Source organism: Hymenobacter elongatus (assembly GCF_004745955.1).
Lineage (GTDB): Bacteria > Bacteroidota > Bacteroidia > Cytophagales > Hymenobacteraceae > Hymenobacter > Hymenobacter elongatus.
Genome location: NZ_SRLD01000002.1, coordinates 103,411 through 128,980 on the forward strand (window position 1 = coordinate 103,411; position 25,570 = coordinate 128,980).

Genomic DNA, 25,570 nt, shown 5'->3' on the forward strand with positions numbered 1-25,570 from the left:
GTTCGGCACAATCCTGATTTCCGCAGCGTCTATCTTTTACGCAGCGCCCCCAAAAAAGGATACAGCCGACGGTGCGGCGGTCTGACCGGGCAAAAACCCAAGCTCAACACTAGCGCCCTGGCTGCTTGGCTACTATTGATCAGTCATTTCGCCGCTTAATGGAGCGTGGCGCAGTAAGCACTGCATCTCCACGGCATCTTGCCACCCCGAGGCCATACGCAGCCACTCGTGGCGAATACCTACCCGCCGAAAGCCGGCCTGCCGAAACAGCCGCAAGCTGGCCTTATTGGGGACAGCCACGGTACAGTACAATTGGTGCAGCCGCAGCGTTTGGCGCGCGTATACCTCTACCAACGTCAAAGCGGCGCGGGCGTAGCCTTTTCGACGCGCCGCCGCCAGAATGGTGATGCCTACGCCCGCCCGCTGGTGCAAGGGGTCAAAGTCGAACAAGTCCAACGTGCCAACCGGCATGCCAGCCGAAGCACAGATGACCAGGCGCAACTGCCGCACCTCATAAAAATCGGCTCCGGCCTGCTCCAGATACCGGCGCAGCGTGTGGCGCGAAACGGGAGCCAGCGTATCGGAAACGCCCCAGATAGCAGGGTCATTTTCCAGGGCGTACAGAAACTCCAGATCCGACTCTTCCAACGCCCGCAGCGTCAGGCTTGCGGCTTGCGGCATTCCTCTGAGTGTGTAAAACGTGAGCTTGTATCCTATAGGGCAATAGCCCCGCCGAATACGCGCACGGCCGGGCCAGTGAGGTACACGCTCGTGAAGGAGCCATCGGGCCGGGCGTCGAAGGATACCCGTAAGTCGCCACCCCGGGTGCGCAGGTGCACCGGACTCACCGCGCCGCGCCGCGAGGCCGCCAGGGCCACTGCCGTGACGCCCGTGCCGCACGACATGGTTTCGTCTTCCACGCCGCGCTCGTAGGTACGCACCTGCCAGGGCTGGTCGGCCGCGACGGGCGTTTCCACGAAGTTGACATTAGTGCCTTTGTCCCGAAACAGCTCACTGTAGCGAATAGCGCGGCCTTCGGCAAACACGTTCAAATCGACCAGTGAGCTGGTCGGCATAAACCGAATCAGGTGAGGCGAGCCGGTATCCAGAAACACGCCGTGTCCTTCCACGTCCTGCTGCCCGTGCACGTCCTGCATCCGCAGATGCACGAGCCCATCGGCGTCGATGTGGGCCTCGTGTAGTCCGTCGGTGGCCTGGAAAGTAGCTTTCTCCTGTATCACGCCCAGATAGTGCGCAAAGGCCACCGTGCAACGGCTACCATTGCCGCACATGGAGCCCAAAAAGCCATCGGCGTTGAAATACACCATCTCGAAGTCGTACTCAGGGTGGCTGCGCAGCAAAATCAGGCCATCGGCCCCGATGCCCAGGTGCCGGTCGCAGAGGTGGCGCACGAGGCGACTGTCGTGCTCGTCGAACTGCCGGTTGCGGTCATCCAGCATCACGAAGTCGTTGCCGGTGCCCTGGTATTTATGAAAAGTAAGCGTGGTCGGGGTCATGATGTTGCAAAGATGGTAGGAATGGACGGATCGGAAGGCAGGCGGGGGTGGCGGTACCCGCCCGGAACTTTACGCAATAAGGCAATCTGGCCGGCGTGGTACAAGTTGTGTCGTGCTACACCGCACAACAGCCCATGCAGCGTGGTGGCATCATCCGGTTCGGTAAGCGGCTCCCCGCACAACAGCTGACGTGGTCGTCATCGGTCAGCAACGCCAGATTCCGGAACGGCTGCTCATACGCCAAACACTGCTGCCGTAGCGTTTGGTGCCACTCATTTTCACAGAGAGTTACGGGCAGCAAAGGCCAGCTGGCGACATGAAGACGCGGGCGAGGCAGTTCTGGGTTCGTTGGGCTTCATTCATAGCAGGGCAGTAGGAAAGGAGGGGTTGGGTATAGTGGGCGAGCATTTCGTGCCGCTTCCCCTTTTGGCGTTGCCACAGCAGGAGCGCCGTTCCGTGCGGATGCCCTACCTTTGGCGAGCCGCTGCGCGGCTTTTTAGCTGATCTGTATGTATTCTTTTCTGACCACCGGCAACTGGCCTGATTACGAGCTCATCGACTCGGGCAACTTCGAGAAACTCGAGCGATTTGGCAAGCATGTTCTGGCGCGGCCCGAGCCCCAGGCCATCTGGGACCCGCACCTGCCGGCCAGTGAGTGGCAGCGGGCTGATGCCACGTTCACCCGCGAAAAAGGCAGCCAGGAGCGCGGGCAATGGAAAATAAAGCCCGGCACACCCGAGCAGTGGATCATCAACTACGGCCAGGAGGACCTGAAGCTGCGGTTTCGGCTGGGTTTATCGTCGTTCAAGCACGTGGGCCTGTTTCCGGAGCAAGACCCCAACTGGCAGTTTATTTACGAGCAAACCAAAAAGCGCCGGGCCGCGGTGCCACGGGTGCTGAATATGTTTGCCTACACCGGGGCCGCCACGCTGGCCGCCCGCGCCGGCGGGGCCGATGTCACTCACCTCGACTCGGTGAAGCAGGTCAATTTCTGGGCCCGCGACAACATGGAAGCCTCGGGCCTCGATGGCGTGCGCTGGCTGGTGGAAGACGCCATGAAATACGTGAAGCGCGAGGTGAAGCGCGGCAGCAAATACCAGGGTCTCATTCTGGACCCTCCCGCCTACGGCCGGGGCCCCAACGGCGAAAAATGGCAGCTGGAAGACGAGCTGAACGAGTTGATGAAACTTTGCCAGCAGCTACTCGACCCTGCAGACCACTTCTTTCTTATCAACTTGTATTCCCTGGGCTTTTCGGCTCTGATTCTGGATAATCTGGTGACGGGGATTTTCCCCAAAACGCAGGGGCAGCGCGAAATCGGGGAAATATACCTCCACGACCAGAGCCAGCGTAAGCTGCCGCTGGGCACGTTTTGCCGCTTCAGCACCGGAAACTAAATCCTGCTTCCTTAGTTGGAGGCTACGTACATTGTCCTGCGCCCGCGCCACCACGTAGCGCCAGCTCTACTACCGCCTATTGCCTTGCCCGAATGATTACGACAAGACACCGACGCCTGGCCCTGATTGATATGGGCACCAATACGTTTCATTTGATGATCGTAGAGCTGCCCGAGGCCCGCCACCCAGAGCCCGTGGTGTTGCTGCGGACCAAAGTAGGCGTGCGGCTGGGCGAAGACGGCATCAGCAAGGGCGAAATTGCGACCGAAGCCTACGCCCGGGCGCTACACACGCTGGCCGCTTTTCAGGAGGAAATTGAGCTGCACCAAGTAACGGAAGTACGCGCTACAGCCACCAGTGCCGTACGCAATGCTAGCAATGGGCAGGCGCTGGTGCGCGACATATTCGAGCAGACCGGCATTCGGGTCGAAATTATTCCCGGTGCCCGCGAGGCAGAGTTGATTTGCCAGGGCGTGCGCCAGGCCGTGCCACTGGGTACCGAGCCGCACTTGCTCATGGATATCGGGGGAGGCAGCGTAGAGTTTATCGTGGCCAACCAGGAGACGATTTTCTGGAAGCAGAGCTTCGAAATCGGGGCCCAGCGCCTGCTCGACCAGTTCTTCAAGCACGACCCGCTCACGACCGACGACGTGCGCGACCTGCGCGACTACCTCACCACCCAGCTCACGGCCCTCACGGCCGCCGTGCAGCACTTCCGCCCGTCGGCTCTGGTGGGCGCGTCCGGCACCTTCGATACGCTTGGCGACCTGCAAGCGGCCCGCGACGGGCAGCCACGCGGCACAAACCCGCCCCCGGAAACCCCGATTTCGCTCGACAGCTTCTACCGCAGCTACCACGATCTGCTGCACAGCACCCACGACCAGCGCCTGGCCATGCCCGGCATGACACCTATGCGCGCCGACATGATTGTAGTGGCCTGCGTGCTGATTGACTTCGTGCTCAAGACCTACGACTTCCTGCACATCCGCGCCTCGGCGTATGCCCTCAAGGAAGGCCTGCTGCAGGAAATGCTGACGCAGTAAGTGCTAAAAACAACGCGCCAACAGAACGTCCTGTCGAGCCGTAGCGAGACATCTCGCGTGCACTGCTAATTCCTGGTAGCTCAACCGTAGTCACTGGCATTGCAGCTTCAGCACGCGAGATATCTCGCTACGGCTCGACAGGACGTTCTGCCTCCTACCTTCCCCTCTTCCCCAATGACCTTTCCCTACAACCAGCTTTTCACCTTCACGGAGTCCGTTTTCCTCAGCATCGGCTGCCCCCCCGAAGATGCAACTCTGGCCACCGAAGCCCTACTCTCGGCAGACTTGCGTGGTATCGATTCGCACGGTGTGGCGCGGCTTATTGGCTATGTGCGCCTCTGGGAAGCCGGGCGCATCAATACTACGCCCAGAGTAGGCGTGGTGTATGAAACGCCCAGCACCGCCGTGGTCGATGGCGATGGAGGCCTGGGCCTGGTGGTGGCTCCCAAGGCGATGAACATAGCGCTGGAGAAGGCCCGCGTGGCCGGTACCGGTTGGGTTTCGGTGAAGAACTCCAACCACTTCGGTATCGCCGGCTACCACGCCATGAAGGCCCTGGCCCACGATATGATTGGAATGGCCATGACCAATGCCAGCCCGCTAGTGGCCCCTACGTATTCCCTCGACCGGCTGCTGGGCACCAATCCCATTGCGGTGGCTATTCCGGCCGGTGAGCAGCCCGATTTCGTGGCCGACTTCGCTACTACCACCGCCGCCAACGGCAAGCTGGAAATCGCGCAGCGCAAACAGCTGCCCGTGCCCGAAGGCTGGGTGCAGAATGCCGATGGCTCCGGCTCGACCGACGCCAACGCGGTGAAAAACGGCGGCGCCCTACTCCCCCTGGGCGGCGACACCGGCTCGCACAAAGGCTACTGCCTGGGCAGCGTTGTGGATATTTTCTCGGCGGTGCTGTCGGGGGCCAACTATGGGCCGTGGGTGCCGCCTTTTGTGGCTTTTCTGCAGCCGCCCGCCGACCCGGTAGGTCAGGGCATCGGCCACTTTTTCGGTGCCATGCGCGTCGATGCTTTCCGGCCCGCAGCGGAGTTTAAAGCGCACATGGATAACTGGATCAGCACGTTCCGCAATGCCAAAGCCGTGGAGGGCCGTCAGGTTATTATTCCCGGCGACCCGGAGCGTATCATGGCCCAACAGCGCTTGCTAGGCGGTATCCCGCTGCTCGACGCCGTGATACAGGATCTGGAAACCGTAGGCAAAAAGTTTGGCGTAGTGTTATAATCACTTGCCGTATAAAGCCAGAAAAGCCCCACTGCATAACGCAGTGGGGCTTTCTTGTGAAGAACCGAGCTTAAAAAAAGCTTATATCATTTGGTTGGGACCGAGGAGGCTGCTCATCGCCACATCCTCATTCAGATACTTGGAAGAGTAGGAAGTGTCGTTGCCGTTCAGGAACAGGCAGGTACCGTTACCAACCGTCTCGATGATCTGCTCGTGCATGTCCATCGGCAGGGCCGGGCAGCCCAAGCTACGGCCCAGGCGACCATTCTGACGAATGAACTCCTCACTCACGTAGTCGGCTCCGTGCATTACTACCGAGCGGATCAGAGCGTTGGTGTTATAGCCTTCATCGACGCCTTCCAGCTTTAGTGAGCGACCGTGCTTGCCGGTATATTCGGCCTGCGTCACGTAAAATCCCAGGCTGCTCATGTTCGACTCATTCTCGTTGGAGAAGTTCGTGGCCACGTTTTCGCCGGAGTTGTGACCATGGGCCACCAACGTGTGGAACACAACCTGCTTGCTGTTTAGATCGAGCACCCACAGGCGCTTTTCAGTGGACGGAAGCGTGAAATCGACTACGGTTAGCAGTTGCTTGTCGTTGAGCTTGCCGTCATTTTTCAGGTTGAAATACCCTGTCACGGCTTTCTCGAACACGTCGAAGCGCAGGCCTTGCTGCTCTACCTGCAGGTCGCTGTACAGATCGTGCAGACGCTGGTTAAAAAAAGCGTTTTGCAGAGCCTTAGCCGTTGGCATCTTGGTTTCCATTCCGGCAGCCGTGGAGTTTGCCACGGGCGAGGCCAGCGGCGTCGCCATAAACAGCGAAGCCACAAACGGCAGCATCCGGCGCGTCAGCCGACGGGCCCGGAGTTTGAGTCGCTTACGCTGGGTTACACTTGGCTTTTCCATGAATACGGATAGGTTTCGGTTAATAAAATACAGTCTCCCAACAGAGCCGGAGCTTTGTATAAAAGACTATACGCAAAAGAGACGCCAATGGTGAACATAATCGGCGCACAGGATATCTAACAATATCTATACTCAATAAATTCCCCGGGTGGGCTTCACTGGCGGGCAGCTAGTAAGCCATAATCTTTTATCTAGCAATGGGTATTGGTTTATTCCTATAACCTCCTACCTTACAATCGAAAAATATTACGCAAGTAATTCGTTTTTCATTCGCTCCGTTTTCCAACCCAATTCCCACAATACGCATGCAAAACTCTACTCTCCGACCCAGCCGCTGGCTGTTGGTCGCACTCTCGCTATTCCTGCTGCTGACCGGAAACCCGGCCCGCGCCCAAAAAGTAGTGCTCCAGGGCTTCTGGTGGGACTATTGGAATACCAACTACCCCAACGGCTGGGCCAACTACATGGCCGATCTAGCCCCACGCCTCAAAGCAATGGGTATCGACGCGGTCTGGATGCCGCCTTCCATCAAAAATGGCAACCAAGGCAATGGCTACTCGCCCTTCGACAACTACGACCTCGGAGATAAGTACCAGAAAGGGTTTTTGCCGACGCGCCTCGGCACCAAGGATGAATTGCTGCGCGGCGTAGCTATTCTGCACGCCAACGGCATCGAAGTGGTGCAGGATATCGTGCTCAACCACGTCGATAATGCCGGCTCGGGCACGGGCCAGGGCGGGCAGGACCCGGCGGCCTGGGATGATTTCACGACCGGCAAATACAAGAACTTCCGGTACGTGAGCTACACCAAGCCCGCCACCGACGAAACGGCGGCCAACTACCTGGCCCGTAATGGCCGATTCTCCAAAAACTGGCAGAATTTCAACCCTAACCCCGGCAACAACTCCACTTCCGGCGACTGGAATGCCGTGTACTTCGGCCCCGATGTGAGCTACTACAACGGCTCCTACGGCACCAGCTCCAACGCTACCTTCAACCCGGCCCAAAGCGCCGACTACATGCGCAACAACACCCGCAACTGGCTGGTGTGGTACAAGAAACAAGTGGGCTTCGATGGCGTCCGGCTTGATGCGGTAAAGCATTTCCCCGATTTCGCCATGGAGGACTTCCTCTACAATATGCAGTCGAATGCGGGCTGGGCCAATGGCGGCGCTACGATGTATGCCGTGGGCGAATGGGTGGGCTCCAGCGGCCAGATGGATGGATGGGTAAGCAACGTGCAAAACCGCGCGGGCACCTTCGACTTCTCTTTGCGCAATGGCTTGTATAGCATTGTCAGCGGTGGGGGCAACTTCGACATTGGCAGCTTGCCCGGCTACCAGCAAGGCACCCGCACGGTGCTCATTAACGGGCAATACGTGCACCGCACGGTGCCTTTCGTGAATAACCACGACACGTTCCGGCCCCAGGTGAGCGGTGCCGGCGACTACACCGGCTGGAATACCGGCTCGGAGCTAGCGCCCCACATCGACCCGTTTGATCCGCGCCTTTCGCCAACCTATGCTGCCGCGCTGGCCGTGGATGGCTCGCCCCAGATTTTCTTCGAGGACCTGTTTAACGTGGGCAATACCGGCAAGCGCTACTCGCACAGCCCTAAAAGCACCACCGACCTGCCCGTGCGCAGCGACCTGGAAAACCTGATCTGGTGCCACCAGAACCTGCGCTTTAAAGACGGCGCTTATAAAGTGCGCTGGCAGGCCGCCGACCACCTCGTGATTGAGCGCAGCACCAAGGCCCTCATTGGCATCAACGACAACTTCAACACTTGGCAGAACAGTACCGTGTCGTGTGACTTCGCGCCGGGCACGGTGCTCAAGGACTACTCGGGAGCCAACGGGACGACTACAGTAACGGTGAGCGGCAGCCAGACGGTGGTCATCAATACGCCGCCCTGCAACGGCACGGCGGCAGCAGGTCGCCGGGGCTACTCGGTGTGGGCTCCCGTGGGCATCACGACCAACTACGTGCGGGCCGCTATGGCTACCTCGCAGGAGTGGGAACTGGCCGATGACCTCGGCGACAACGACGCCCGCTCGCTGAAGCAGGGCGGGCAGCTCCCCGCCAGCTCTACGGCACTGCGCACGGCCGGCCGCATCTATTCGGAAGCCAACAAGACCATTACCTACGCACTCTATCCCACCGATGCGACCCGCAGCCTGACTGTAGCGCTGTATAACAACGCTGGCACGATGGTGAGCAGCAAAACGGGCACGGGCAACCTTACCGGCACTTACACGCCTACTACCGCCGGCTGGATTATGCTGAAAGCCAAAAACGCCGTAGCGACGAACCCCGCCCAGCGCGCTTTCGTGAAAGCTACGTACACGGCCCCCACGGTAGTGGCGGGCTCGATGACGGCCCGCGCCGTGCTGGCCACCGCGGCTGCTACCGCTACAGCGGCTACGGCAAAAGCGGAAATGGAGCTTTATCCGAACCCTACCACGGCCGAACGCATCGAGTTTGTACTGCAGACTACGGCCGAGCAGCCCGCCACTGTGCGACTGTTCGACCTGACGGGCCGCCTCGTGCATCAGGAAAGCATCCGGCTCTACAGCGGCTCCAACCAGGTGCATCTGGCTCCGCAGAAACAACTCCCGGCTGGCATCTATCAGCTTACGGTAGCCGAATTTGGCATTAGCCGCAAACTGGTGCTAAAGTAATTTTCAGCAGCCGACCACAAAAAAGCGCTGCCGATAACCGGCTTGTCCTGACCCAAAACTCAAACGCCCTTCCAGCCATGTGGCTGGAAGGGCGTTTTTGTGCGGTTGACTATCTGGTTTACCGCTTTTCAAGCGTGGTCAGCTAACAAAAAGGTCCTTGGCATTACCGCCGGGAAGCCGGAAAAATATTTGGGTATGGACAAGCCGATAACCGGCGGGGCTTTTTTGTGGTCGGCTTGCTTACCGGAGCGGGCATGTATCAACTAGCTTGTAGTACGCTTTCAGCGCTAATGCCACCCATTGGCAGCCAACTGCCGCCCCGCCGCCTTGCCATTCAGCCACCGGGACTCCAGGCCAGGGCCACTCACGAACAAACAGGCGCCAGCGCCCACCGCCGTGATGATGGCGCGGTATTGCTCGGGCGGTAGCGCCGGGCAGCCTCGGCTGTAGCCCAACTGTCCGTGCTGGCTCAAATAGCGCTGGCCCGCATAGTCGGCGCCGTGCAAAACGACGTAGCGGTCCAGGGCATTGCTGTTTTGGCCGGGGTCGAGGCCGTGCAGCCGCCGCGAGAGGCCATGCTTGCCGTCGTAGGTGTCGGCAGTGCGGTAGAAGCCCAGGGCCGTGCAGGCCGATTTGATGCGGTTGGAAAACCGGCGGGCCAGCAGCTGGCCCGAGCCCCGGCCGTGGGCCACGTAGCTATGATGCAGCACTTTTCCTTGCGCCAGATCCAGCACCCATAGCCGTCTTTCAGTGGAAGGCAAATCCATATCGGCAACGGCCAGCACCGCCGGCCGACGAATGCGCCCGGCGTGGCGGAGCGTGAGGTAGCCCACGCAGGCCCGCTCCAGCACCGACAGCCGCAGGGCGCGTGCTTCTGGTCCTAAGGCCTGGTGCAGCGCCGCCACCTGCCGCCGCACCGAATCGGGTAGACCGGGCAATGCCGCCAGAGCAGTTGGCTGGAGAGAGTCGGCGGCAACGGCGGTGGTGTCTGGTAGCAGAGCTTGTCCCTGCGGGATGGACCGACTGGGAGCGGCTTTACTTCCCGCCTTCTCCCCCATCGACTGGCAGCCTACCAAGGCCAACAGAAAGACAAGCGGCAGCAGAAGCCGAAAATGCCGCTTATGGGGCGCATACCCTAAGCAGAATGCTGATTTAGACGGAAACAACGACATGGCTCACTAGAGCGTGTGGACAGTAAAGAAAAAGAACGTCATGCAGCGAGCAGCGCAGCATCTCGCGTGCGGTCATTGGAGTACTACTCATACGTCAGCACACGCGATGTCTCGCCTTGCTCGACATGACGTTCTTTCTCCTTACTGTCCACACAGCCGAGCAGCTATCTTTTTCGGAAGGTAGCGTTTCGGCTGCCAACTATACCCCGGCAGGGGCTTCGGTTAGCGGTGCTCTTAAAAAAATACGCTGACGTTACCTTTCAAAAAGAAGGGCGTGCCGGGCGTGAAATGCAGCTCCGAAAAGCCCTCAGCCGGTTCGGTAGGCAGACGACTCTGGGTATCGAACTGGGCCTGATTCCATTCCACGTTCAGCAGATTTTCGATGCTGGCTCCTACCTGGAAGCGGGACCGGGTGTAGCTCACCACCGCATCGAGCAGAAAGTAGCCCCGGGCGCGCACCGAGTTAAACTCGTTGGCCGGCCGGTCGTTGATGCGGCGGTAGCGCAGGCTGGCGCTCAGGCCCGATGGCTGCTTGAGCGTGAGCCCACCAATGCTGGTGAAGGTAGGCGCCAAAGGAATCCGGTTGGAATCGGGATGGGCTTCGACCAGCCGGCCGTGGTTGTAGTTCAGGTCAGCATCCACGAACAAGGTGCGGGTGAGCTGGTAGCGCAGGGCCAGATCGACGCCGTAGCGGCGGGTGCGGCCCGAGCTTTCGGTGAAGCCGCCGTCGCCGACATACACTAGCTCATCCTGCAGGTGCAGAGCCCACAGGGCCGTATTTACCACCAGGCTGGGCACCGGCTTAAAGGTGCTGCCGACTTCGTAGCCAATGGCGCGCGGCAGCACGTTCGCCCGCGGGTCCAAGACTACGGCGCGGGCATCGTTGGAGTGAAAGCCAAAGCCGGAGCGGGCGAAAAACTGCACGTTGGGCGTCAGGTCGTAATACAGGTTCAGCTTGGGACTCACCCGGCCCTTACCCGCTTTGCCCGACAGCGCCGGGTCGCGCTGCTCCCGGAAGTTGAACCGGAAGTAATCGACCCGCAGGGCAGCATTCACCGTCAGGTGGTCCGTCAGCGGCAGCGTTTCGTCGAGGTAGGCGTTGAAGTTCTGCTCGTAGATATGCCCCGACACGATGGTATCCCGCACTTCCCGGTTCACGGTGTTGCGCAGGGCCAGGTCCAGGTCGTCGAGGCGGGTGCCCACCCCCAGCACCGAATGCAGCGTGCGACCGCCCAGCGGCGTGTCGCGCTCATACGAGCCGGTGTAGCCGTAAATATTGCGCTGCTCGTTCTGCCGGATTTCGTCGCCGTCTTCGGGTTTATCAAGGAAGAAGGTGAAGTTGGAGTACAGATTAAAATTGTAGTTGACGAAGTAGGCCTGCTGCCGCAACACGGCATCGTGGGACAAGGTCGTGGTAAGAATCGCCGAGGCATTGGTGCGGTTGGTGCTGCCACCCTCGCTGGGGTCGATGCTGCCGAAGCGCGAAATCGTGCCCTCCCGAATAGCCCGCTCCGGCACTTGGCCGGAGGCATCCCAGTTGGAAGTAAAATGGGACCCCAACACCGTTAGCGACGTGCGCTCGGAGAGCAGCCCGGTGTATTTGCCCAAGCCATTGAAGCGCTTGAAGTGCTGCTTGGCGTCGAAGTAAGAGTTGGAGAAATAGTACTCGGTGGCAAGGTAGGCACTCTCGGAGTTCTGCGTAAACAGATGCTTGTCCTTGGGCAGCACGTCGAGCAGAACTAAGGCGCGGCGCGTGTCAAACTGGCCAACTTCCAGCTTCACCTGGCTTTGCTCCAGGCTGGTTTTGGTGATGAATTCACCCGAGCCCGCCGTAGCAAAATCACCGAACCGCGCCGTATACGGCCCTTTGTACACCTTCAGGGCTTCTATCGTCTCGGGAATAGTAAAGTGAAAATCGGCGTAGCCCTGCCCGTGAGCGTGTGACACCATGTTCACCGGCAGCCCATCGACGCTCACATTGAAATCGGTGCCGTGGTCTACATCGAAGCCCCGGATAAAAATCTGCTCGGCTTTGCCGCCGCCCGCATGCTGGGCAATAAACAAGCCGGGCACCAGCGGCAACAGGTCCTGGGCCGAGTTCAGCGGCCGCAGCACCCGGTCGATCTGGGTGATGGTAGCCAGCGACTGGTTCGGGTCGCGCGGCTGCGACACCGTCACTTCCCGCAGGCTCAGGGCCACCGTCGACAAGCGTAGAGTTACGGTTTGCGTGGCTCCGGCACCCAGGGTCACGGTCGTGGCCGGGCTGCGGTAGCCCAAGGCCGTGGCCCGCACGGTATAGGTACCCGCCGGCAGGTTTCCGAGCCGAAAAGCGCCCAGCGCATCCGAAGCGGTAGCCGCCGTTAGGCCTTCCAACCGGATACCGACGCCGGGCAGGCGCTGGCCCGAGGCGGAATCGGTGACGATGCCCCGAATACTGCTGGAAAGACTAGTTTGGGCAAAGCCTGTGGTGCTGCACAGGCACAGGAATAAAGCACCGAGGAGGTGAAAGCGTAGAAATCGAGGGTTCATAGAGCCAGGAAACATGGCCTGCTGCCGCGTCACTTCTCGCTAGTGGCACAGCGCGGCCGGATGAGTTGAGTAAGCACCAGCGCGGCCCCTCAGCAGAGCGCGGCTGTTTGCCGGACGTACAAGACATCCGGCGCGGAGCTTATCCCTGGCAGGGAGGCGAATAAAATTCAGCCTGAAAACCCGTGGAAACGGCGGGAGCCGCAGCCACGGGCGGGGTAGGTTGACTAGCGTAATAGATTGGTGAGATACGTACTGTCTCGGTCAGGCAATGCACATCGATTCCCTTCACAACCGACAGTAAATTCTTTGCGGTTTCGGGCGCTGAGCGCTTTTGAATGGCCTGCTGGTCGCCGTTACATCGGTCGAAGCAGTCGACCATGAGGTAGTGCTTCTGCTGGCAATTGTGGCTGTGCACATAGGGGTGCGCAGCTGAGTAGCGCGGAAGCTCGGGCCGGTTCACGAGGCCGGCTCCTACTACCAGAAGGTAGTTGGCGAGCAGCAGCAGCACGAGCCAGGAGCGAAGCATCGGATTAATTAAAAGATCGAAAAATCAGCACAAATAGGGTACAGCCGAGCCGTGGCTACGCAAAAAACACTCGCTCCACAGTCCAGTAAGCCGCAATAAGCCCGATAACGACTGATACCGGCACCACTACCCGCTGCTTGTACCAGGGCTTATCGGCAAACCAGCGGCCGACCAACAGCCAAGCCAGCAGAATGACGGTTACCTGGCCCAATTCCACTCCTATGTTGAAAGAAATCAGGGATTCAACAAACATAGCGCGGGGTAGGCCCAACGACGTCAGTACGCTGGCGAAGCCCATACCGTGAATCAGGCCGAAGCCAAACACAATGGCCACGCGCCACGGATTAAGCTTGTCGGCCATGATGTTTTCGATGGCCACGAACAGAATAGAAAGCGCAATAATGGGCTCGACAATAGAAGCCGGTGGCGAAATGAGCCCGTACATGGCCAGCCCCAGCGTGATGGAGTGCGCCACGGTGAAGGCCGTAGCCTGCAAAAGCACTGGCTTGAGCCGGGGTTCAAGGAAAAAAATACTCAGCACGAACAGAATATGGTCGAGGCCGAGGGGCAGAATATGGGTGAAGCCAAGCTTCAGATAGGTACTCAGAATATCCGTGCGCGAGAGTTTGCTCACGTCCACGTCGAACACATGAGCGGCAGCCACTTGCGGTAGCAGCAACGCGGCCACAACCAGCAAGGCACAGCGGCCCGCTACTTCCCCACGCCTATCCGTTGCCGTCGTAAGTCCAGGCACCCCGTTACTAGTTAAGAGCCAGCATCTTCTTGCCCTCGTCAGCCAAGTCGAAGTCAAGGTACGGATTGGTGGACAAGGCTTTGCGAATCAGCGCCTGCCCCTTTTCGGCCTGCCCGTTTTTGGTCGCAATCAAACCAGCCCGGCACAGCAGAGTTGGGTTCTGCGAGTTGGTGCGCAAAGCCGTAGTAATTAACTTTTGGGCTTCCTTGAACTCGCCGCGCTTGTAATGCACCCAAGCCAGTGTTTCACTCACATCAATGTTGTCCGGACGACGCGCGTACTCAATTTTAGCGTGCTCCAGGGCTTTGTCCAGCTCGTTGGTTTTCAGATAGGCATAGGCTAACTCCCGGTCGGCATAGTGGCCCATTTCCTCGTTGTCATCGGCCTCTTTGGCATCGTTGGCCAGCATTGAAATGGCCTCTTTGGCCATTTGGGTAGCTTTGGCCGGCTCCTTGTTCAGGCGGTACAAATCGGTAAGCTCATCGGCAAAGGCATAGTCCTGCACCGTAGCCCGAGCTTTGCGGAAATACTCAATAGCGGCCGGATAGTTTTTGCGGGCCTTTTCCACCCGGCCCAGTCCGGCCAGCGCATACGCATAGTAAGGCCGCCCGAGCAGAGCCATCTGGTACTGCTTCTCGGCATTGGCCAGGTCACCGGTATTTTCATACAAATGGCCGAGCGTAATGCGCGACCATTCGGTTTGCTCCAAGCCCGGATAGCCGGCTTTCACAGCCATCGTCATGGCCTCAATGGAGCCGGGGTAGTCCCCGTATATCTCCCGCAGATAGGATACGCGGGAATAAGAGCGCAGGTCAGGGCGCACGGTGTTCATCTTATCAGCCATTTTCACGGCTTCAGGGTAGCGGCCCAGCTCCACGTTAGCATCGCACAGCAGACCGTATACGAAAGCGTTGTGTGGGTTCAGGGCCACGGCTTGCTCGGCAATGGCGAGGCCTTCCGAGAAGTGATGCTGGGTGAGACTCAACGATGCTTTGCAGCACAGAGCCTCAAAGTTTTCGGGTTCTTTTTGCAGAATGCTGTTCAGCAGCTGCATGGCGGCCATATCGTAGTAGGGGTGGTCGCCGGTTACGCGGGCTTCCTGCATGTAAGCCTGGGCCAGCAGAAGCTTCGCTTTGTTGTCGTCGGGCTTGTCGCGCAACTGCGCCATCAGGCCCCCAATGGCATTTTTGGTGTTCAGCCATTCGCCCCCCAGCGACAAGTCACCATTACGGGCTTTAAGCTTAGGAATGGGCTCGGGCTTGCGGAAAAAGAACAGGGCAGCTACGGCCAGGCCAAAGCATACCACCAGAATAGGGTAAAGATATTTGCGCAAAGCGGCGGTGGCTAATGGTGGAAAAAAGAATCCGGCGCGAAGCCGGACTCAGTATTGACCAGCAAGATAACCGAACTGATCCAGGTTCGGCTTTCATAACGACTACCTTCAGAAACGACAGCCAAAGCAGGCCTTGGCTGTCGTTTCATCGGTGGTCAGCTTAGGTTAGTTGGTGTGCACCAGCTTAATGGAACGCAGTACCGTCTCACCCGATTTTACCGTGGCAATGTAAGTACCGGCAGCCAGGTTCTGTACTTTCCACGGCATTTCGTACGTGCCGGGCTTGTGCTCCTTGTTGTTTACCAAGGTGGTTACGTGGCGACCCATCATATCCGTTACCTCAATCGTCAAGCGACCTTTCACGCCTACTTCGTAGCGGATGGTGGTCTTGTCGGTGAAGGGGTTAGGATAGTTCTGAGCAACTTCAACCGGCGCAGGCTGCAGGCCCATGCCTACGCTACCGCGCTGCGACGTAACCGTGGGCTGCGCTTTCGTGCCGCTCCAAGGCGTCTGCATGTAGGGGAAGGCAGCCTTGAATGTAGTGTCATTGGCTTCAACACCAGTCCGGAAATTAACTACGCTCAGCAGCTGAGGTGTCACCCCGCTGGTAGCCGTAGCCGAGTAGTCGTCGTAGAACAGGCCAATTGCAGCCAGTACGAGACCACCTACGGCTTGCAGCTCGATGCGCGTTACATCATCTTCCAGGCGACGTCCGTTGGGGAAGCCGTCCATGTTTGGAATATTTTGCAGCGCGGCGCTACCGTTGAAGCGCGTATCGGTCAGACCCAGTACAGCAGCGGCCAACAGACCTTCGGAGCTGAAATCGGGGTTTGGCGTTACGCCGTTAGCCAAGGTGCGGGGCGTAGCAGGCACGGCCATGTTCAGGCGCAGCATGTCGCCGAGCGTGGGCAGGAAGTTGTTGATGAACGGCTTGCCAGCAGCGAGCGGGTTACGAGCAGGTTTGCCCGTAGCCAACTGATACGGTGGCAGGTTTGGAACACCAGTATGGAAGATTGGCAGAATGTCTACCGAGCGTGGCTTGCCTGGACGCAGTAAATACGGACCAAAGGTTGGGTCGGCAAACACGGTGCCAGCGCGTTGAGCGGCCGTCAGGTTAGCCAAGCCGTCCTTGCCATTACGGAAGTCGAAAGCTTGCAGGGAGTTGGTCTGAATCCGCAGCGGGTTGAAACCGGGTACTGCACCGGCGAAGCGGCTGGCATCCATGTAGAGAGCCAACTCGGGGTTCATGGCGTTTTCGTCGAACTTAGGCACCATCCCGTACGGGTTGCCTGCGTTCCACTCATCCTTTTGGCCGATTGGAATAACTACCTCGTTGGTGAGCGGCATGCCCAAGCGCGACACCTGCACGAAATTGCCGGTGCTGGTTTGCGTACCATCTACGTTCAGCGTACGGATAGCCTGACGGCTAGCCGAAGCCCATACCCCGATGATGTAGTCTGAGTCGAGGATATTAGCCGCTTGCGCACCCGTCTTGCCATCTTTCTGAAGCACCGAAATCGGAATTTGCAACGCGATGGTGTGCGTATTTTTGCGGGCTACACCGTCACGAGCGTTGTTCTGACGAACGCCGCCCAAGTCGAAGATGCCGCCTAGATCAACGAAGAATGGGTCGTCTACGGGGCCGCAGAATACCTTCGTGCCATTGGCCAGCGTCCGGATAGCACCGGTCATCAGCGTGTTGTAGGGCGTGTTCAGGCCATTAGCACCTGCAATAGAGCGTGGGCCGATGTTCGGTGGCGGCACGATGCCATTGCTTACGATGGTCGTGAAAGCACCACCGTTTACGCTCAGCTCTGCCGTGTAAGTGGTTTTCTGGTTTTCCTTGCCCAGACGGACACGGAAGAAAGTAGTCGGATCTTCGTTCGTCTTGGTGAACGTGAAACGATACGTCAGGTCATCACCCGTCGAGGTCGTTTTGTTCTTGACGTGAATTTCGTAGCGTATGTTTTCTCCAAATGTGTTGTAGATGGGACCACCCTGAGGCAGCTCCAACGGAATGTAGTTGGCAATAATGTTGATCAGCTCCGGATTGGTGGGGTCACGGAAGGCGTACAGGTCGGTGTTGTCGGCCAGAGGATCGTCGGCAATAAGTGGCGCTTCCCGGTGACTCGAAGCTTCCAGGCGGGTGTTCTGTCCGCTCCAGGCGAGAGCTCCTACAATGGCAGTAGCAGCTAATCCCATGTGGAGAATCGGACGGGTAAAGGTCTTTTTCATGATAAAAAAGTTTGGGTGTGATGAAAGGGAAACACAACTAAATTCCCGGTGCGCAGGGAAGTATCAAAGAAGACGGAGCAATAGGTAGGGAGCGGCCGGAGGTGGCACGACGAGAGGGCGAAGGCGCCACTCTACGCGCAGATAAAAGGAGCGGGATACTCGGGGTAGCTACCTGATGTTAGTAGGCATATTGGTTTGAGCTATACGGAAGGCAGGCAAGGTTTGGATTGGATTTGGTAAAACTTTTTTCCGGAAAAATGCCACCTAAGTCAACTCAACCTGTATCAATGGGTTGTTCTCCCATCCTACCCACATTTCTTCGCTACTTTTGCCTGCTTGCTAGTGCTGAGCGCAGCATTCTTTTCCCTATCTGAAGTAGCATACCTCCGCGTCCCGGCGCGGGCATTTTATACCCATGGCCAAAGTCGCAATCAACCTCTCTACGGGGAGCATTCAGCAGGAAGAAATCATTGTAGGAATTGACCTGGGCACCACCAACAGCCTGGTAGCCTACATTCGCCCGGACAGCCGCGAGCCAATGGCCATCAACGACCAGGGCCGGGGTACCATCGTGCCGTCCGTGGTCTACTTTCCCGCCGATGCCCAAGACCCCATTGTGGGCACCGAGGCCAAACAGTACCTGCTCACTGAGCCCCAGAACACGATTTATTCGGTGAAGCGCCTGCTCGGCAAATCGTACCGAGACCTGGGTGGCCAAGCGGCGCACCTGGGCTATAAAGTAATCGACGACAACACGGAGGGGCTGGTCCGGATTCGGGTTAACGACCGGTTCTACTCCCCTATCGAGCTGTCGGCCGAGATTCTCAAAGAGCTGCGCACCCGCGCCGAGCACGCCCTGAAAACGCCCGTGAATCAGGCCGTAATTACTGTGCCGGCCTATTTCAACGATTCGCAGCGCCAGGCCACGCGCGACGCCGGCCGCCTGGCCGGGCTCGAAGTGCTCCGCATCGTGAATGAGCCCACGGCGGCGGCCCTGGCCTACGGCATTGGCCTGAGCCCCGACGAGGAGAAAACAGTAGCCGTGTACGACCTGGGCGGTGGCACGTTCGATGTCAGTATCCTGCGCATTCAGCAGGGCATTTTCGAAGTACTCAGCACCAACGGCGACACCTATTTGGGCGGCGACGACCTCGACCGGGCCATCATCAACCACTGGACTACTCAGCACAACCTGGGCGCGGCCGTAGCGGCCAGCGGCTCGTTGCAGCAGGAGCTGCGCCTGCTGGCGGAAGCGGCCAAAAAGTACCTCAGTCAGCACCACGACTTCGGAGCCAACTTCAACGACCTCGTGCTGCGCCTCACCAAAACCGAGTTCAATGCCCTGATCCAGCCGTTGGTGGAGCGCACTATCGTCTCGTGCCGGCAGGCGCTGACGGACGCCCGGCTGACCCCGCAGGATCTTGACGCAGTGCTGCTGGTGGGTGGCTCTACCCGCGTGCCGCTGGTGTACGATTCGGTATCGGAGTTTTTTCAGCAGCCGGCCAACAACTCGCTGAACCCCGACGAGGTAGTAGCGCTGGGGGCCGCCATTCAGGCCGATATTCTGGCGGGCAACCGCCGCGACGTACTGCTGCTGGACGTGACGCCCCTCACACTGGGCATCGAGACGCTGGGCGGCCTGATGGATTCCATCATCCCGCGCAACTCCAAAATCCCGACCAAAGCCGGCCGTCAATACACCACTTCCGTGGATGGGCAGGTGAACTTGAAAATATCGGTGTACCAGGGCGAGCGAGACCTGGTGAAGGAGAACCGCAAGCTGGCCGAATTCGACCTGCGCGGTATTCCGGCCATGCCTGCGGGCTTGCCCAAAGTTGACGTCAACTTCCTGCTCAATGCCGACGGAATTTTGCAGGTCGAAGCCATCGAGCTGCGCTCGAACACCCGACAGGCCGTGGAAATAAAGCCCCAGTATGGCCTCACCGACGAGCAGGTGGAGCAGATGCTGATGGATTCGCTCACGAATGCCCGCCAAGACGTGGCGGCCCGCATGGTGATTGAGGCCCGCACCATGGCCGATCAGATGCTGTACCAGGTGGAGCGCTTCGTCGACAAAAACTCCCAGTACCTGACCGAAGACGAAATCACCCAAACTGCGGCCCAGACCCAGCTGCTACGCGAGGCGCTCGAATCCAACGACAAGGACACCATTCTGAAGGCCGTGGATGAGCTGGAAGTTCTCACCAGCCCGTTTGCCGAGCGGGTAATGAACATTTCTATCAAGCAGGCCATGACCGGCAAGAAGATAGAGTAGGTGCTACGGGCATGAATGCAAATCTCACCCGGCTGGTTACGGCCGCCCAGAAGCCGGCCCGCCGCATCATCGGGCTGATGTCGGGTACTTCTCTCGATGGCCTGGACGTGGCGCTGTGCCGCTTTGTGGGCCACGGCCCCGCCACGCAGGTCACGGTAGAGCATTTTGCGACGGTCCCCTATTCGGCGCACATCCGACACGAAATCCGGCGGGTGTTTGCCCAGCCGCAGGTAGAGCTGCAGCATCTTACGCTACTACACGCCTGGCTAGGCTCCCTGCACGCCGATATGGTGCTGGCGTGCCTGGCCCAGTGGCAGGTGGAGCCCGCCGAAGTCGATGCGTTGGCCAGCCACGGCCAAACAGTATTTCACGCGCCCCGACACCAGCACCAACTACCCGACTGGCCCAACGCTACGCTCCAGCTCGGCGACGGCGACCATCTGGCCGTCCGCACCGGCATTCTGACTCTTAGCGACTTTCGGCAGAAACACGTGGCAGCCGGCGGACAGGGCGCGCCGCTGGCCGTGTACGGCGACTACTTGATTTTCTCCCAGCCCGGCGAAGACCGGCTGCTGCTCAACCTGGGCGGCATTGCCAACTTCACCTATCTGGCTGGCAGCCTTAACGCCGCCGCCGTATTCAGCACCGATACCGGACCGGGCAATACCTTACTCGATGCCTTCGTGCGGGAGTTATATCCCGGCACTCAGTACGATGAGAACGGGGCCCTGGCGGCCCAGGGCACGATACAGCCCCAGCTACTGGCCGCTTTGCTCCATCATCCTTTTTTCGTGGCCACACTTCCTAAGACCACGGGACCAGAGTTGTTCAATGTGGCTTACGTTAAAGCGGCGCAGGCTCAAACGGGCACGCACGATCTGTCGGCCACTGATTTATTGGCTACGCTCACAACTTTCAGCGCCGCCGGGGTTGCTAGGGCCATTAAGCAGGCATTTGGTACCAACCCAGAATTCACGGTGTATGTCAGCGGAGGCGGCATGCACAACCCGACCCTGATGGCCGCGCTGGCGCGGGAGCTGGCCGATTGTCGGTTTTCAACTACCGCGGCGCTGGGCATCGACCCCGACGCCAAGGAGGCAGTTCTGTTTGCCATTCTGGCCAACGAAACCTTGGTGGGCGATGCTCGGCCCATAGGAACCGGGGCGCAGGCGGTGCCGGCCATTACGCTGGGTAAACTCTCGTTTCCGGCCTAAAGCAGCTTACTTACGGGTTGTTTGCGGAGCCGGAATCAGCCCAAAGCTCAGGATGCGGGTGGCGGTCGAATCCCGGAACGTCACATCCAGCTGCACCGTGGGCACTGCCGCCAGCGAGTCGCTTTTGAAAGTGAAGCTGTAGAAGCTGCGCACGTCGTTGTTCTCTCCCATCCGGTAGCCCAGCTTATACAGGTCGATGGACGTGCCGCGCTGCTGCCCTTGGTCGTATAAGGGCTGAGCCGCCCGCCGAAACTGCTTGGCCGTGGTAGTAGCCCGCACTTGGGGAGCCAGCAGCTGGTAGGCTGTAGTGTACTCCCCACGCAGCACGGCCAGCAAAAACTGCCGGGCCACCTGCACCTGCGACGGCCGGGCTGCTCCCGGCCCCGCCAGCGGTAGTAAAAGCAGCAGCAAGACGCCGACGCGGGCCCAGGAGCGTGCGTGCCAACCCGTAGTCAGGGAACGTAATTTCATTGTCGGCTCCCTGTCAAATACGGGGCCACGTACCGCAAGCGGGCACAAAAACGGCGGCACCGGCTCCGGAAGATATCTTCCGGAGCTAGTGTCGCCGTTTTTCGCCATGTTACTTACCGCAGGCGCTAGTCGATAACGACGCGCCGGGTTACATTCAGGTTCTCGCCCGTGATGCGCAACGTGTAGACGCCGCTATTCAGGCCATCGGTAGCAAAGCGGGTCGGGGTTCGCCCAGCCGTCAGCGTCTGCTGCTGCCGGCTCACTTGCTGGCCAATGCTGTTGTAGAGCGTAAGCTCGGCTACTTTTCCGGTGCTGGGCCCGTCCAGTTGCACGGAGAAAGCGCCGGCCGTTACGGGGTTAGGATACACACTGAGCGTGAAACCGTTCAGCTGCTCTTTCAACCCAGTAGTCAGCGTTACCGTCAGGGCGCGGCTGATGACGTTGTTTTGCTCATTCGATTCGGTTACCGCACCCTGGTAATCGGCTACATACAGCACGTAGTAGTTGCCGGGCGTAGTGGTAGCCGGAATGGCAAAAGAAGTGGCGCGGGTGTTACCAGCCCCTGCTGGCATTGTAGCCGCAGCCACAGTAGCCAGCAGCACGTCAGCGCTGCTCAGTACGGCATCGGCCGACAGATAGAAAGCAACGGTGCTCTGGCCCGCCGCCGCCGTACCCGAGTTAGTCAGCAGGCAGGAAGCGGCTACCGTGTTACCCGCTTGGACGGCCGTCGGATTTACGGAAGGCTGCGACACTACCAGATCGGGCAGCGCCGCCACCACTGTCACCGACTGGGCTACCGTATTGTTGGTCTCGTTGCTTTCGACTACCGTTCCGAAGGGGTCAGCGGCGTATACAATGTAGTAGGAACCCGGCACGACACCGGTTGGAATGCTGAACACGCCGGCGCGCGAGGCACTCAGGCCAGCGGCCAATACGCCGCCGCTGCTGCTGCCCAGCAACAGGTCATTGCTATCGAGCGTGGTGTTCAGCGACAAGTAGTAGCCCAGCTGGCTGCTGCTGGCGTCGCCGGTACCGCGGTTGCGTATCGTGGCGCCCAGTCCGAGGGTACCGCCAGCAGTTACCGAACTCGACGACTGCGTTGGCGTTTGCACGTCCAGATCGACAGGCAGGGCTGTAGTAGCAACGCACGACACGGAAGCCTGGAAGCCTGGGTTGGTAATGCTACCATCACTGGTGAAGAGCAAGGTTAAAGCGCCCGAGCTACCCTGAGCCGTGATGATGCCGGGGTTGTAGGTGTAATACCCGATGACCGGCGAGCTGGTCGTCGGACCGTCATAAATCGTCAGCCCGTCGCAGCAAGACTCTACCGAGAAAAAGCTGAACGACAAGCGGATCTTGCTGCCGGTAGTAGCGGGGTTGATGGTCAGCGAGCCATTGGCATTGTTGCTGTAATAATCGTCGCCGCCGTGGTCGGTTACGGTCGTGCTGCACGTCGTGACGGTAGCGCTACCGCTGGCAGGCACCACCACTCCACTGAACGGCGCGGTTATGGTCAGAACGTTAGAAGCCACGTTATTAAGCTCATTCGTCTCATTCACCTGGCTCTGATAGTCGGCCACAAACAACACGTAGTAAGCACCGGCCGTCGTAGTAGCCGGAATAACGGGAGTAGCGGAAAGGTAGGCGTAGCCATTGGCGTAGAGAGCAGGACCAGTTGCGGAGCCCAACAAGACGTCATTCGCACTCAGCGCATTATCCGTCGACAGATAAAAGCCCAGGGTGCTGATGGCGGAGTAGCTATTGCCTTGGTTAATGACGGTCGCGCCCATGTTCAGGCTGGCACCCGCCGCCGCCGATATACGGGCCAGGCCGGGCTGAATCACCGCCAGATCGATGCCGGGAGCTACCACCGTCAGACTCGCAAAAGCAACGTTATTGAGCTCGTTGGTTTCCGTAACCTGGTTCTGATGGTCGGCCACGAACAGTACGTAGTACGTGCCGGCCGCCGTACCACTCGGAATCGTCAGGGAAGGATAGCGGGTGGAGTACCCACCGCTGCTCAATGGGCCACCCGTTGTAGCCGATAACAAAACGTCATCGGCACTCAGCAACGTGTTGGTCGAAAGGTAATAGCCGGCGCTGGAGCTGGGGGCCACCGTATTTCCTTGGTTCACCACATAATGATTGCCGGTAATCGTGGTGCCGGCAGTGGTCGTTGTCGAGTTCAGGTAAGCCGACTGAATGACCAGGTCGATGCTGGGGGCCACCACCGTAATGGTCACGCTGCGCACGTTGTTCTGCTCATTCGACTCGGGTACCTGATTCTGATAATCGGCCGCAAACAAGATATAGTAGGTGCCGGGCGTAGCCGTAGCCGGAATGGTGAGCGTCGCGCCGGGATAGTTGCCGTAGCCGGCTGTCAGCGCGCCGCCGGTGCTGCTACCGAGCAGTACATCGTTGGCCGACAGGGTAGCATCGGAGGAGAAGTAATAGCCGAGGTTGCTGGAGGCAGCCGTGCTATTGCCTTGGTTATAGAGATACGCGCTGGCGCTGACAGCCGTACCGGCCGACAGCGTGTAGTAGCCCAGGCTGGCCTGCGACACAATCAGATCGACGGAGGGAGCGGCCACCGTGAGGGCGACGGCGGCCACGTTGTTTTGCTCGTTGCTCTCGCCCACCACGTTTTGGTAGTCGGCCGCAAACAGGATGTAGTAAGTACCCGGTGCCGTACCCGATGGCACGTTGGTGCTTGCACTACGGTACGAAGGGTAATTTGCGCCCAGCACGCCGCCGTAAGCGGAAGCAAGCAACTGGTCGCTGGCGTCCAGCGTGGTATTGCTGGAAAGGTAAAACCCAACGCTGCTATAGGTGGCCGTGGCATTGCCTTGGTTCGTGATGGAGCAGGCAAGCGCCAGCATATTGCCGGGAGCCGTACTGGTGGGGTTCACCGAGGGCTGCTGAATTATTAAATCCACGGTGGGCGGCACCACGTTCAGATACACGCTTGCGATGTTGTTTTGCTCGTTGCTCTCGCTCACCACATTCTGGTAGTCGGCCACAAACAGCACGTAATAGGCACCGGGCGTAGTGGTGGCAGGCAGCTGCAGGTAGCTATTGCGGCTCGAATAGGCTCCCACCGATAGGCTACCGCCCGTCGAGTTACCCAGCAATACGTCGGCCGCGTCCAGAGTAGCATTCGCCGACAGGTAGTAGCCAATGTTGCTGCTGGTGGCTGTGGTACCCGATAGGTTGTAGATGGAGCTGTAAAGCGTCAGGCTGCTGCCTGGCACCGCTGCTACGGGCGTTACGGAAGCGCCCTGAATCGCCAGATCTGACTGCGGCACAGTGGTTACGCAGGCAATATCGGTCGCGAAGCCACTGTAGCCGCTGGTGTAGTAGTCGGTGGCGAAGCGCACCGTCAGCGTGCCGGTGCTGTTGGTGGCATACACGGTGCCGGGGCTCTGGTAGTCGAAGTAGGTGCCGATAACCGGAGCAGAAATAGACGAGCCGTCATAAATCGTCAGCCGGTCGTAGTAGCCCACCGAGAAGGTGCTGAACTGCAGACGCACCTTGTTGCCAGCCGTTGCAGGCGAGATGGTGACGACCCCGTTGGCGTTACCGGAGTAGGTACCCGTGGCCCCACCGTTGTCGTAGAGCGTGCCGCTACAGGTGGTAATGGCCGTAGTGCCCGTGGTGGGCATGGTATAGGTCTGGGCTATGGCGGGCCCGGTCAGCAGTACCAGAAGCGCCGCTACTAAGGTCCGCCAACTGTAGCCGGCAGTGGAGTGGCGGGTGTTGTAAGCGTAGTGTTGTGTCATACACGGTGGGTAAGAAAATAAGCTAAAATGCGCTGGCAGCGCCAGCAGCCCGGCAGTCAGCCAGATTGTTGTGAACGGGAAATACAAGGTGGGATGCAGGCAGGTGCGCGCCCAGCAAGTGCCAAAGCTGGCGCTACTCCGCTGGGTGGGGCACCAGAATAAATACGTCTTCGCCGGGGCGTTTCATGATGTACTTCTCCCGGGCGAATTTCTCCAGGAGCTCGGGGCTGCTCAGTAGCTCGGCCCGGTCTTTTTTCACTAGCTCAATATTGTTCAGGTAATATTCCTTCTCGCCCTGCAGCTCGCGCCACTTGGCATACATGTCGTATTGCTTCACCAGATCATTCGAGTCGAATACCAGCATCCAGACCAGAAAGCCCACGCCCGCCAGGAAATAAAAGCTGCGCAAAAAACGGGGCACCCGTTGAAATAACTGGAGTAACTGCATAGCCCTCAAAGATAAAACAAAGGGTCCGGTCTGTGTACAGACCGGACCCTTTAA

At 59.1% G+C, this 25,570-nt stretch carries 18 protein-coding genes; 6 read left to right on the forward strand and 12 right to left on the reverse strand.

Translation table 11 applies throughout. The features are described from left to right. Positions 1-132 precede the first annotated feature (132 nt). Entirely contained in the window at positions 133-681 is a 549-nt protein-coding gene (locus tag E5J99_RS01820; RefSeq protein WP_135496007.1) for a GNAT family N-acetyltransferase, read from the reverse strand. 32 nt (positions 682-713) lie between these two features. Continuing rightward, positions 714-1,517: a diaminopimelate epimerase gene (gene dapF, locus E5J99_RS01825; protein WP_135496008.1), complete on the reverse strand. Its 804-nt coding sequence runs from the start codon at positions 1,515-1,517 to the stop codon at positions 714-716. Between the two features lie 509 nt (positions 1,518-2,026). Here dapF and E5J99_RS01830 point away from each other — a divergent pair. The 3 genes from E5J99_RS01830 (at position 2,027) to E5J99_RS01840 (ending at position 5,193) form a co-directional block, all read left to right on the forward strand. Further along, a complete protein-coding gene (locus tag E5J99_RS01830) occupies positions 2,027-2,914 on the forward strand; it encodes a class I SAM-dependent methyltransferase (RefSeq protein ID WP_135496009.1) in 888 nt (295 codons plus the stop codon). Positions 2,915-3,006: 92 nt separating this feature from the next. After that, a complete protein-coding gene (locus E5J99_RS01835) occupies positions 3,007-3,957 on the forward strand; it encodes a Ppx/GppA phosphatase family protein (protein WP_135496010.1) in 951 nt (316 codons plus the stop codon). A 174-nt stretch (positions 3,958-4,131) separates the two neighbouring features. Then, positions 4,132-5,193 carry an Ldh family oxidoreductase gene (locus E5J99_RS01840; RefSeq protein WP_135496011.1) on the forward strand — a complete coding sequence of 354 codons (1,062 nt, stop codon included), beginning with the start codon at positions 4,132-4,134 and terminating at the stop codon, positions 5,191-5,193. An 81-nt stretch (positions 5,194-5,274) separates the two neighbouring features. Here the strand turns inward: E5J99_RS01840 and E5J99_RS01845 are convergent, their stop codons facing one another. Continuing rightward, complete coding sequence (locus tag E5J99_RS01845; protein WP_135496012.1) at positions 5,275-6,099, reverse strand: murein L,D-transpeptidase catalytic domain family protein; 825 nt, start codon at positions 6,097-6,099, stop codon at positions 5,275-5,277. 305 nt (positions 6,100-6,404) lie between these two features. Here E5J99_RS01845 and E5J99_RS01850 point away from each other — a divergent pair, with 305 nt between their 5' ends. Continuing rightward, positions 6,405-8,780, forward strand: a complete 2,376-nt coding sequence (locus tag E5J99_RS01850; RefSeq protein ID WP_135496013.1) for an alpha-amylase family glycosyl hydrolase — start codon at positions 6,405-6,407, stop codon at positions 8,778-8,780. Between the two features lie 287 nt (positions 8,781-9,067). On the opposite strand, the gene E5J99_RS01855 is transcribed toward E5J99_RS01850, so the two are convergent. From E5J99_RS01855 to E5J99_RS01880, 6 genes are all read right to left on the reverse strand, one after another. Continuing rightward, positions 9,068-9,718: a murein L,D-transpeptidase catalytic domain family protein gene (locus tag E5J99_RS01855; RefSeq protein ID WP_167851936.1), complete on the reverse strand. Its 651-nt coding sequence runs from the start codon at positions 9,716-9,718 to the stop codon at positions 9,068-9,070. Between the two features lie 468 nt (positions 9,719-10,186). Further along, positions 10,187-12,481 carry a TonB-dependent receptor gene (locus E5J99_RS01860; protein ID WP_167851937.1) on the reverse strand — a complete coding sequence of 765 codons (2,295 nt, stop codon included), beginning with the start codon at positions 12,479-12,481 and terminating at the stop codon, positions 10,187-10,189. 139 nt (positions 12,482-12,620) lie between these two features. Further along, a complete protein-coding gene (locus E5J99_RS01865) occupies positions 12,621-13,007 on the reverse strand; it encodes a hypothetical protein (protein ID WP_135496016.1) in 387 nt (128 codons plus the stop codon). Between the two features lie 55 nt (positions 13,008-13,062). Then, on the reverse strand, positions 13,063-13,761 hold the full coding sequence (locus tag E5J99_RS01870) for a HupE/UreJ family protein (protein ID WP_245318671.1): 699 nt from the start codon (positions 13,759-13,761) through the stop codon (positions 13,063-13,065). 7 nt (positions 13,762-13,768) lie between these two features. Continuing rightward, positions 13,769-15,094 (reverse strand): tetratricopeptide repeat protein, encoded by a 1,326-nt coding sequence (locus E5J99_RS01875; protein WP_135496017.1) that lies wholly within the window; start codon positions 15,092-15,094, stop codon positions 13,769-13,771. Positions 15,095-15,259: 165 nt separating this feature from the next. Then, positions 15,260-17,329, reverse strand: coding sequence for a DUF4331 family protein (locus E5J99_RS01880; RefSeq protein ID WP_135496018.1), 2,070 nt, complete (start codon positions 17,327-17,329; stop codon positions 15,260-15,262). Positions 17,330-17,744: 415 nt separating this feature from the next. Here E5J99_RS01880 and hscA point away from each other — a divergent pair, with 415 nt between their 5' ends. Beyond that, positions 17,745-19,604 carry a Fe-S protein assembly chaperone HscA gene (hscA, locus tag E5J99_RS01885; protein WP_135496019.1) on the forward strand — a complete coding sequence of 620 codons (1,860 nt, stop codon included), beginning with the start codon at positions 17,745-17,747 and terminating at the stop codon, positions 19,602-19,604. Positions 19,605-19,615: 11 nt separating this feature from the next. Beyond that, positions 19,616-20,818 (forward strand): anhydro-N-acetylmuramic acid kinase, encoded by a 1,203-nt coding sequence (locus E5J99_RS01890; RefSeq protein ID WP_135496020.1) that lies wholly within the window; start codon positions 19,616-19,618, stop codon positions 20,816-20,818. A gap of 6 nt (positions 20,819-20,824) precedes the next feature. On the opposite strand, the gene E5J99_RS01895 is transcribed toward E5J99_RS01890, so the two are convergent. From E5J99_RS01895 to E5J99_RS01905, 3 genes are all read right to left on the reverse strand, one after another. After that, on the reverse strand, positions 20,825-21,289 hold the full coding sequence (locus E5J99_RS01895; RefSeq protein ID WP_135496021.1) for a hypothetical protein: 465 nt from the start codon (positions 21,287-21,289) through the stop codon (positions 20,825-20,827). Positions 21,290-21,414: 125 nt separating this feature from the next. Then, entirely contained in the window at positions 21,415-25,068 is a 3,654-nt protein-coding gene (locus E5J99_RS01900; RefSeq protein ID WP_135496022.1) for a CARDB domain-containing protein, read from the reverse strand. A 133-nt stretch (positions 25,069-25,201) separates the two neighbouring features. Next, on the reverse strand, positions 25,202-25,516 hold the full coding sequence (locus E5J99_RS01905; RefSeq protein WP_135496023.1) for an FtsB family cell division protein: 315 nt from the start codon (positions 25,514-25,516) through the stop codon (positions 25,202-25,204). Positions 25,517-25,570 lie beyond the last annotated feature (54 nt).